We start from the raw sequence: 11,016 nt of genomic DNA, 5'->3' as shown, positions 1-11,016 counted from the left end.
CACGATTTACACCATCTGATGGGACGCTACCAGCAACTTGAATACTTGCTGGCAACGGACCCTGCCGCTCGTGCGGAGTGGGACGAAACACAAAAACTGACAAACGATCCTCGCATCACTGCGCTCGGCAACTTCATTCGCAAGACATCAATCGACGAATTGCCCCAGCTTTACAACGTCCTACGCGGTGACATGTCTCTCGTAGGCCCACGTCCGATCGTCGAAAATGAAATCGTTCGTTACGGCGAAAGCTTCCGCGCATATTGCTCGGTCCGCCCAGGTATAACAGGCCTGTGGCAGGTCAGCGGCCGTAGCGACACAACCTATCCGGAGCGTGTAGCAACGGATGTGGAGTATGTGCGCAGCCGATCCTTCTGGGGTGACATCAAGATCATGCTTCTGACTGTTCCTGCCGTCCTGATCTCGAAAGGCGCGCGCTAAGCTCACCAGGTACGGTTTACCGAAGCCCGGCCCCTATAGGGAGGCGACAGGCAATGTCCCGTATCAGAGCCATCATCACTGTCAGCATCGTCTGCGTTCTCGCCGCGATAATCCTGATCAGCGTGAAGTCCCGAACGTCCACAAGCACAGTGCTCAGCCCGGACAGGGGCGATGGAGCATCCTTCAACCTGTCATTTAGGGACAGTTTCAATGGGGAGGACTGGTACGTTTCAGACTTCACCCTGAAATCAACCTTCTTTCGGGTCGGCTGGGTCCCGGCAAATGTTCACTACCATCCCCCAAGTATTTCGCTCGAACTTAATCGCAAACCTGCACCTCCGCAGCCTTTCTCCGGCGCTGAAGTTCAAAAACGCGGTTTCTACGGCCACGGGCGCTATGAAGTTGTGATGCAGGCCGCCCCCGGTTCAGGCGCAGTCTCCTCTTTCTTCACGCACACGGATGCCACCTTTGGCGACCCACACGACGAAATCGATATCGAATTCCTCGGAAAGAACACGCGGCAACTTCACGCGAATATTTTCACAAAGGGAAAGACCTGCGGCTCGATCTACATCGACCTGCCCTTTGATGCCGCCGAAGAAGTCCACCTCTACGCCTTCGACTGGCAGCCGGATAAGATTGCCTGGTATGTCGATGACAAGCTCGTCAAAACCGTCACATCACGCGATCGGCCGATTCCAGAAACGCCAGGCCGGATCATCATGAATATCTGGACAGGCACATCGCAGCAATACAGTTGGCATGGCGAACCGACCTTCGCGGACCCCACACAAGCAAGCTATTATTGCGTCAGCTTCCGCAAGGCAGGCGACGCGAGCCCGCAATGCTCTGATACATTCATTAAATGAGGTTCTGGAGCGAGGCGGCTCAACCGCCGGCACGCAACCGTTTCGCAAGATAGCGCATCCAGCCGGGCCTACTCTTCGCATCGATCTTCCAACTCATGAGGCGCCGCTTTCCACTTTCAGGGAGAAGTCCAAAGAGCTCCCAGAAGATATATGCAAACAGTGACCGCATACCCGTTGCATGACCTTTCTCGTAGCGCGCCGATCGGTGAGCAAGCTGCTTGATTGAATCGCCCTCAACTGGATGCTCACCCGGCGCGAACAGCATCGAAACGAGACGTTCGTGAATGTTGTCAGGGTCATCCGCACCGAGATCGGCTGCAACGCGCAGGCCTAAACGATTGGAATGCTCCCGTATGGCGCGATAGCGTTCGGCATCATGGGCAATGCACCAGCGCGACCGCTTGGCATAGGCGCTGCTGAAGCGCGAATGCTGGCTTCCATGTAGCCGATAGCCTGAGATCGGCGTTTCAAAGCTTCGCGACGCCCCGTAGAGCGGAACGACAGCCGACAGATAGCCATCCCCGCCCTGCCGGAAAGCCTCCGGGTCCATCGGCATAACATGCGCCAGATGCCGCCTTGAAAAGACGAGCCCCGAAGTGATCGTGCCATGGTAGCGCCCGGCTGACCTGAGTTGCTCGGAAATATCACCGTCAGCCAACGGCATGGCAGGTGAAGGATGAATGCCGCTTAGGGTACCTGCTTCATCCATGTAGCGCATGCGGTAATGATAAATCGCAACATCGGGTTGGTAGTTTGACAGAATGGTCTTGATTGCGCCCGGCAAGAGGCAGTCGTCAGCATCAAGGAACATGATAAGCTCGGAAGTCGCGCGACTGAATCCTGCATTGAAGCCGGCGCCATGTCCCCGGTTCACTTCCTGGAAAACCATGGTGACCCGGCCAGCATATTCGCTGATGACATCGCGTGAATTGTCAGTCGAGCAATCATCCACCACAATCAGCTCAACAGCCTCATCCTGCGATAAAACGCTATCGATGGCAGAGGCAACAAACTTGGCGTAATTGTAGTTCGTGATGATGATCGAAAGCCGTGGCGATGCGGTCAGCCCGGCAGACGGTTCAGAAGGCGTTGTTGAAGACGTCATTTACAGGATCTGCGTTGCAGTTGAAGCTTCTGTCAACAATGCAGGATCAACGCCAAAATGATTCTGTGCGCACCATTTTTTCAGCCAAGCGCAATCAGCCAAATAATGAAACCATGCCCGCGATAATGCCGGCCCACATCAACGCACTTAGACCAACGATTATGAGCAGTCGCGCCCATACCGGCCACTTATCAGGGGCGCCTTTGTCGATATATCCCGCCTCTGAACGCATGTGCGCGTCAACAGAATAGTCGACAGCAGATCGACGAGACGGAAAGGCTGGGTTCGGAGTCATCATCGTATGTTTGACCAACCAACTTTAACGACAGCTTAAAAAAGCGTGCTTTGCGTTCAGCCCCTATTCATAAAGCATGCCCGGAAAATCAGGCGATAATGCGTTCAAAACCCGCAGCAGACGCCTTGGTTCCATGAAACTATAGAGAGAATAACGCTGAGTACCCGTCAGACCGTGTGGCGAATGACGACCGGCACCCTGCCCTCAAACTTGCGCGCACCCGCGCCCATTGTCGTCATCGCTCCGAAATAGAATAGATTCACGAGCGTATTGAACGTGCTCCAGAGAGAGGATTCCGTGAAGGTTGACGTGAATATGATGACCATCGTGATCAGCAGCGCAGAGCTGTCCATTCCCGGCGCCCGTAGCCAACTCACGATCGTCCGCTTCATGCACCAGCCCAGAATGAATATGAACAGGACGAGGCCGACATAGCCAAGGTGAACGCGCACTTCCCAATATGCGTTGTGGAAGGTCAGTTTCGTTCCGAAGGCCTTGAAATCGTTCTCGTTGATCGTTTGCGCCGCGCCCACATCATACTGCCAGAAACCTTCAAGCCCCAGGCCGAACAGCGGATGCTCCTGACTGACAAGTTCCGCCTCGCGCCAGATCAGCGCACGGCCGGAGAAAGTCGAGTCCTTGCCCAACAGCCCGAGGAAATCATCCATGAGGGTGTTTTCCGGCATGCTCAGCACAACCATCGTGCTGGCGAGCGCAACAAATGCGGCAAACATTGCCACGGATAGACGCAAATGGCGTATCTTGCCAAAGCTGATCCAGAAGTAGCGAACACCAATCATTCCGGCGATACCGACAACGGCGAAGACCAGTGATGTCGCGGAGTGCGCAAGGTATTGGTAGACGAAACAGATCGGCACGAAGGCAAGGCCCAGCAAACGGACCCATATCGGCTCCTTGTCATTGAGCGCCGTAACGAGGCTCATCAACATCGCAAACAGCATCTGCATGGCGAGCAGGTTCTTCGAGCCATACGCCCCGCCATCAGCAAAAGTGCTGAGCGTAGGGGTAACATATATCGTGGTAATCATGCCCGCAAACATCAGGCAGCGCAGCACTTGTCGCGTATTCAGCCGCACGCCGATCACAATGATCGTTAGCGGTGTCAGCAGCATCAACATACCCGACCGGAGCGCTTCCGAAGGATAGGGAGACCATGTAAACGACAATAGTCCGAATATTGGCAGAAGGAAAAGCGGCCAGCATTTGAACAATACCGGCATTACCTCCCGGTAAAACATCACTGTGAGGCCGACAAAATAGGCCACGAGCAGATAGCGGATTGGCGCGACGCCATCCAGCGGCAGGTACGTCACAAAGAACCAGAGCGTGATGATCGCCTGCTCCCACAGAGGAGCCGACCGGCCCGAACTGTAGAGGTTGCCAAACCCCACCACTTCCTCTTCGCTGACCTTGATGGGCTTGACCATGTTCATTTCGCGCGCGCTCCGGCGAGGGCACGCGCTAAAACCTCCGAGAAGAACCCCTCAGGCTGGATAAACACCTCGTTAGGCAACTCAAGCAACCTGTTGCGGTAGCTCTCGAGAACAGAACGATCTTGCATCACAGCCGCGATCAAGGTCGGCAATGTCTCAGAAAGGGGTTCCGAAATCGTGAAGCCGCAAGCTTTCTGCTCGATCCACCCGGCCGTTTCAGTGAGATTGGGCGCAATGGCAGGTGTCGCAAAATAGCCGCCCTCATAGATCCGGTTCGGCAACAGCCAGACAGAATTATATCCCGCCTCCATGAAGTCCCCGGCCCAGACAAGATCAAGGCCTTCATAAATACCGGAAAGGTCTTCGGGAGACCGGTAGCGGCCCGCGAAAGTCATGTTAGGCCGCGCGTCTATGGCCGGCTCAAAGACAGGAATCTCTTTACGCGCGGGCTGGCCATGGAGTCGAATTTCCAGCGTGTCCGGAAATCGATCAGCCAGATCGCAAAGCAGCTCGAAGGACCTTTTGCACCTGAGATTGCCTACCCAACCCAGCACAAAACGTCCACAATTCTCCGAAACGGCGCCATTATGAGCCGCCGGACGAGGGCCAAAGTCACTTCCGGCTGCCAACCTGTTTTCAATGAGGAAGGGCGTGTAGAGCCCCCGATAGTATTTCTCGAAATGATTGGTGAGAAAGGCAGGGGAGCTGACGACCAGACCAATTGTCCGCCGCAACAGGCTCTTTTCAACCCACCGCAATGCCTTTCCGATAAAGTCTTCACGCGTCAGCAGCCGGTGAACGTCCAGGCTCTCATAGACGACCGGCGTCTTGAGCCGGGTATAGTGCTTGGCCAGAAACGCGCAGGCCAGCATGTCCAGATTGCGCGCATAAATTACATCGACTGAAGCCAAAGCATCGAGAGAGTTGGCCGCAACGCGGGCGCCTGAGAATATGCGCAACACGCGTTGGAGAAACGCCCCATCCCGGGTCTTGCCCAGATCCACATTGTCCCAGTCGGTCGCCACATCATCTTTGCGCCGCATCATGAAGCCCGTTACCGCCAAGCCATCATCCTGCATGGCCTGGACGCGGCGCCTAACAGCGGCATCCCCGGCATCATGACCAAAAAAAGCGACCTTGGTCATTACAAGCCCTTGCGCGCGCCCTTCCCCGGTGCGGATCCGGGGCGACGGCACGCCGCCCTGATCACCAGCGTATCTCATGGTTAGTGCGTGGATACTTCACTGGAAGATCCCGTCTTCACCTGTGGCTTTTCGGGTTTCAAAGGAGCAGCCATCGGATTCGGCGCAGACGTCATGCCGTTCGACTTTGCCGGTTTGTTCCGGCCGAAGATCGAGCGCTTGGTTTCCATCGAATAATACTTGCTGTAAGCCTTGTAGGCAGCGCCAGGATCTTTGTGATGGCGACGTTGCGTTAGGTCGACCATATTGAGCGTGACGCCGAGAAGGTCGGCGTTGAAAGTCTTCAGCAGAGTGAGCGACTGACGTACAGCCGAACGCAGCGAACGACGCCAGCGTATAACAAGAATTGTCTTGTCGGTCTTGCCGGCAACAACACGCGCTTCGGCCATTAGCAACAGCGGGCCCGTATCGATCAGGATAAGGTCATACATCGAACGCAGCCGCGCGAGCAGGTCATCAAAAGCCCGAGTTCCGAACACATCGTGCGGCACATGGCCGGCCTTCGACAGCGGCAGGATGTCCAGCATGCTGCGACTGTCCTTGCAGATGGCATCAGACAGCTGGCCTGCACCAAACAGGTGCTCAATGAAGCCAATCTCTGGCGACATGCCTGCGGCGTCGGTCAATTGGCGACGACGGAAGTCACCATCAATGACGAGCGTGCGCGAGCCCGACATGGCCGACATGCGACCTAGGCTCAAGGTGAGGCTGGTCTTACCTTCGTCGGGTAGCGAAGAGGTGATGGCCACGGTTTTCGTCTCGCTGTCGAGGTCCGAAAACGCAATCGCAGCCCGCAAATAGCGAATACTCTCTGCAAAGGCAGACAAGGGATTGTCGACAAGGAAGTCCGCCGGATTGGTTTGCGAGAACGGCAGCAGGCTTGTGCTGCGGATCAGCGGGACCGATCCGATGGAGTTCACGCCCAGCTTGCGCTCGATATCGTCAGGCGAGCTGATCTTCATGTCGAAGATCTCTGCAAGCAAGGCGAGGCCACCGCCGATTATGCCGCCAAGCATGGCGCCAATAATAAGGTTCAATAATTTTTTCGGCGAACTTGGCGAATCCGGCACAGTGGCGGTGGACAAGATGTTGGCGTCAGCCTGGACCAGGTCGTCCTGTTCACGCGTCTCCTTGGAGCGACTGATGAACTCTTCATAAAGGACACGGCTCGTTTCGGCGTCACGCTCAAGTTCACGCAGCCTGACAAGATTGAGGTTGTTGCCCCGGAGCTGTGCAGTCGACTGCCCGATATTGGAGTTGATACTGTTGATCTGATCCTGCGCAGCCTTGACCTCGTTTTCAAGGTTTGCCGCGATCCGGCTCACTTCGGCTTCGATCTGCTTTTCGATATCAGCTGCTTCGTTACGCGCGCCGATCAGTTCGGGGTGCGACGGACCAAGCGTGGTTTCCAGCTCGGCAACCCGGCGAAGGATTTGGGCCCGCTGGGCTTTCAAGCCTGAAATCACTGGAGAATCGAGCACCTCAGCAATCGCGTCTATGCCGGCACCACTGTTGATCTGACGTCTCATATTGTCATAGCGCGAGCGAGCACGGTTCAACTGTGCCTGCAGCTGGCTCTTCTGCGTTGTATTGTAGGCAATCTGTTGCTCGGTCAGCGTGGCACCTTGCGCCGACAAGAGACCGGTTTCAGCCCGGAATTCCTCGACGCGCTTCTCCTTGGCTTCAACCTCATCGCGCAGGCCAGCCACGCGTTCAGACAGCCACGCCGTAGCACGGCGGGTGGCTTCAAGCTTGGAATCGAGCTGTTGGACACGGTACTGATCGGCGACCGCATCGGCGACACGCGCAGCCGTTTCCGGTGACTGGCTCGTGACTTCGACTTCAATCAGGTAGGTCGTCCCGATACGACTGATGTGCACCTTGCTCATCAGTGTACGCGTCACCGACTCCAGAATGGCGGCTTCACGCTCGGCAGCACTCAGGTTGGCATATGGAACGGTCTTCTTGGGCGGGTGCCCCGTCCAGGCGCCAATCTGGCCCTTAGTCATCTCGATAAGGCCCGGCTTCTGTTCCCTCAGAGTCCAGTTGAACTCGGGATCTTCCGCCAGTTTTAGTTTCGTCGCGACCTTTGTCAGCAGCGACTTCGACCCCATCACCCTCACTTCAGTGTCGATTGTCGCCGTGCTGGCCGCGAGGCCGCCAAGCACGCTTCCCAGGTCGATGACGTTTTCCTTGTTCGTGTCGAGCTGGAGAATCGAGTTCGCCTTGTAAATCGGCGTCTGCGTGAAAGTTATGTACGCGACAGCAAAGAGCGTCACGAGGAATCCAGTTACGATAATCCAGAACCGGCGATAGACGGTGCCGATCAATGCCTTGAAATCGATCGGCATGTCATCGGAACTACCACCGTCGCCGTGTGGCATTTTCTGCGAGGGAATTTCAAGACTGTAAGTCTTAGTCAATTTACTACACCAATTCGTATCTGGAGTGATCTCAAAGCCGGATCCGGGCAAAGTCAGGGAAAGAGTTTGATACCGACGCCAATAAGATTGACGTCAAAGGATGGATTACCAAAAACACTATTCCCGCTACTGTCACGGTTAAGGTGACGCACGAAGGTCTCAAGGTGAACACGACGGTTCATCTTGTAGGCGGCTCTCAGAGAATAGTCCGAGATATCATCTGACCGGTTGATTTCCTGGTAGTCATAATTTGAGAAGTCCGCTGAAGCGGAGAGGATGATATTGCGACGCAGCTCATGGTCGACGCTAACCCCATAAGTCGTCTGCAGTGCGCTAGGCGCTTCAAACACGCCGATATCGACCACGCGCCGGCCGGCTTTAAAGCCGACAGTTGTCAGACGCGTCGGGAACCATTGAACGCGACCATCGACCGATACGCCGTCGACGTCCTTGAAGAATGGATCGTCCTTGTTCTCGCTCAAATAGCCAACGTTCACGTCACCGCGAACAAGGGAGTTGAGTTCGAAGTCAACACCGACAACCGCTGTATAACCTGACGAGTCGCGCGAGCGCAGCGCGCCGCCCAGCAGCTGGTCTTGGTCGTAGGACTGCTCACGCACAGTCGCCTGCGTATAAACGGCGACGTTGGGCGACAAGGCATAGGAAATGCGCGACCGGGCAGACGTCACCGTGTTGTCGCGATAGTCCTGGTCAATAATGATGCCGGTTCCGGCCTGTTCGCCGTCCTTGAAGTTCTCTTCCGAAAAATCAATCGCGTTGTACCAGCGGAAGCGGTCGCTCTGGTAGTTGGCGTCCAACGACCCGCCCATGCGGGTATATTCGACCGGCGCATCAAGGCCGACGGCATTGGCTAGGTCAGTTCTGGCTTCGATGATGTCCTGAGCAAATACAGCAGCACCGACCGAAATATTGCGGTTCACATCAAGCCGACCGCGAAGGCGGGCGCGCAGATCATTCGCCGACTCATCACCCGTATCGATATATTCGCTGCGATAGGCTGACACTTCAGCGCCAATCTCATGAACACTCCAGTTCGTGCGGGCCGCGACATCCGCGCCGATACGTACGATCGTGTCTGAAATCTTGTTATTTTCGGTGGCCTGAACGTTGTCAGTATAGGTCGCTGATCCGTTGAGACTGGAATCCACGAGAAACGCGCCAAGACGAATGGGCTCTGGATCATAGGCAGGCTGGCGGCGATCGAGGACGGCCTCGTACTTCTCGCGACTGTAATAATTCTGCCCCTGGGCGGATGCAGATGTGGCCAGAATTCCGCCGGTCGCCACGCTGAGCAGGCAGAAGCGCTTAAAGTTAGACATTACTGGTATTCCCTTGAAAAATTTTCTGTGTCGGTATCGGTCCGGATCATATCTGCGGCGGATGCAATCTCGGGACCATGTTTAACAGCGCTCTGCGAATGACCTGTCCAACAACACGCCGGCCACCAAAGACCGCCGACGCCCGTCGCACATGACGTGAAACTCGGAACACCCTATGCACCAACCGGATGAAAATGTGCTGAACAGGAATGGCGAAATTGGCGCCAAAAACCGATTGGACGCCGTCTTTTCCTATATTTCGTGAGTTTCTTGCAGGTGGCAAAGTCTTGAAAACTGTTAATTTCAAGAAACGGGCACTCGTTGATCTGCGTGTCTCTGGCATCCCCCAAACCCATTTTCTATGCGTCCCGCCGAGACGGGGTCTATCAATACGGATCCGGCTGAACACTTTGCGCCTTCTGGCGCCGAAGTCTTCAGGATCAAAAATAAACCCCACCTGTAATAGTATTTGCAGTCGGAGCCGCAACACACCAACCGCAAGTAAAAGCTACACTGTTCATGGTTAACTGTCACCCTTTCGTATCTGCAAATGCCAGCAAGACTAAAAGCCAAAGCAACCCGGCCGCGAACCTGTGACTGGTCATTCAGCTATATCTGGCCGCGGCCGTGCGATTGCGCCAGAATGGCATGCGGCTCGCATCAGAGCTCCCGAATCCATTTTTGAGCCTGCATGATCTCCCCTATCCTGCCCCGCATCCGCACAGTCTCTTACCGCACTCGGGCCACCCGCCTGTGACAAGTGTGGACTGTATCATAATCGGCGCCGGAGCGGTCGGCCTGGCCTGTGCGGTGGAATTGGCCCAACGCGGGCAGGAAACCTATGTGCTGGAAGCTGCGCGTGAGATCGGCACCGGGACGTCATCGCGCAACAGCGAAGTAATTCATGCGGGTCTCTATTATCCAACCGGCAGCCTGCGCCATCGCATGTGTGTGTCAGGCCGCCGCAAACTCTACGCTTATCTCAACTCCCACGGCGTCGCTCACAGGCGCACAGGCAAGATGATTGTCGCAACCGATCCGGACCAGGTCGGCAAACTTGAGAGCCTTCTCCAACAGGGGCACAGCAACGATGTCGAGGGCCTGTCGATGCTCGATGCGAGCACGGCCATAGCCCTGGAGCCCCAGCTCAAATGTGCTGCGGCGCTTATGTCGGCCGAAACCGGCCTACTCGACAGCCACGGCTACATGACCGCACTTAGGAACGAACTGGAGGATCTCGGCGGTGCGGTTGTACTCGACGCGCCGGTTGTCGGCATCACGATCCTCCAAGATGGCCATTTCAAGCTGCGCATTGGCGGTCGCGAGCCGTACGAAATCACTACCCGCCGTCTTGTAAACAGTGCCGGTCTCTACGCGCACCGCTTGGCCCGCGAGATGGAGGGCTATGACGCCGCAACACTTCCGGGCTTCACCCTCGCCAAAGGCAATTATTTTAGCTGCCAGACGCGACCTGCCTTCTCGCACCTCATCTACCCCGTACCCGTCAATGGCGGTCTTGGCGTTCACGTCACACTGGATCTCGCTGGCCAGATGCGCTTCGGGCCGGATGTCGAATGGCTTGGCCACGACAACCCGGACCTCATCGACTACCGCGTGGATGCCACCCGTTCGGATGATTTCTACGAAGCCGTACGCCGCTACTGGCCGGGCCTGCCCTATGGCGCCATCGTGCCTGACTATGCCGGCTGCCGCCCCAAATTGACGGGGCCGAATGAACCCGCAGCCGACTTCCGCATCGACGGCCCCGCCCTTCATGGCCATGAAGGCCTCGTTCACCTGTTCGGAATAGAATCACCCGGCCTGACAAGTTCTCTGGCAATCGCAGAATATGTTGCCGACAGCCTGGAGACACATGATGCCTGACCC

The 11,016-nt window shown here is 56.1% G+C and carries 8 protein-coding genes; 3 read left to right on the top strand and 5 right to left on the bottom strand.

Features of this window, described 5'->3' with window-relative positions:
• Window positions 1–441: sugar transferase (locus tag HOC_RS14325; protein ID WP_199285886.1), on the top strand; the 441-nt coding region annotated here is incomplete at its 5' end.
• 53 nt (window positions 442–494) lie between these two features.
• Window positions 495–1,310 carry a family 16 glycosylhydrolase gene (locus HOC_RS21380; protein WP_051624920.1) on the top strand — a complete coding sequence of 272 codons (816 nt, stop codon included), beginning with the start codon at window positions 495–497 and terminating at the stop codon, window positions 1,308–1,310.
• A 19-nt stretch (window positions 1,311–1,329) separates the two neighbouring features.
• On the opposite strand, the gene HOC_RS14315 is transcribed toward HOC_RS21380, so the two are convergent.
• From HOC_RS14315 to HOC_RS14295, 5 genes are all read right to left on the bottom strand, one after another.
• Window positions 1,330–2,415 (bottom strand): glycosyltransferase family 2 protein, encoded by a 1,086-nt coding sequence (locus HOC_RS14315; RefSeq protein ID WP_051624919.1) that lies wholly within the window; start codon window positions 2,413–2,415, stop codon window positions 1,330–1,332.
• Between the two features lie 462 nt (window positions 2,416–2,877).
• On the bottom strand, window positions 2,878–4,164 hold the full coding sequence (locus HOC_RS14310) for an O-antigen ligase family protein (protein ID WP_035539736.1): 1,287 nt from the start codon (window positions 4,162–4,164) through the stop codon (window positions 2,878–2,880).
• Window positions 4,161–5,309: a glycosyltransferase family protein gene (locus tag HOC_RS14305; RefSeq protein WP_051624918.1), complete on the bottom strand. Its 1,149-nt coding sequence runs from the start codon at window positions 5,307–5,309 to the stop codon at window positions 4,161–4,163. Before HOC_RS14305 ends, HOC_RS14310 begins: the two co-directional genes overlap by 4 nt.
• 80 nt (window positions 5,310–5,389) lie before the next feature.
• A complete protein-coding gene (locus HOC_RS14300) occupies window positions 5,390–7,789 on the bottom strand; it encodes a GumC family protein (RefSeq protein WP_156950498.1) in 2,400 nt (799 codons plus the stop codon).
• Window positions 7,790–7,842: 53 nt separating this feature from the next.
• Window positions 7,843–9,129, bottom strand: coding sequence for an outer membrane beta-barrel protein (locus HOC_RS14295; RefSeq protein WP_035539734.1), 1,287 nt, complete (start codon window positions 9,127–9,129; stop codon window positions 7,843–7,845).
• Window positions 9,130–9,882: 753 nt separating this feature from the next.
• On the opposite strand from HOC_RS14295, the gene HOC_RS14290 reads away from it, so the two are divergent.
• A complete protein-coding gene (locus HOC_RS14290) occupies window positions 9,883–11,013 on the top strand; it encodes an NAD(P)/FAD-dependent oxidoreductase (RefSeq protein ID WP_035539731.1) in 1,131 nt (376 codons plus the stop codon).
• Window positions 11,014–11,016: the final 3 nt, after the last annotated feature.

It is taken from the genome of Hyphomonas oceanitis SCH89 (genome assembly GCF_000685295.1).
Classification (GTDB): domain Bacteria; phylum Pseudomonadota; class Alphaproteobacteria; order Caulobacterales; family Hyphomonadaceae; genus Hyphomonas; species Hyphomonas oceanitis.
The sequence above is the reverse complement of the archived record's forward strand: the minus strand, read 5'-3'. Positions and strand labels throughout refer to the sequence as shown.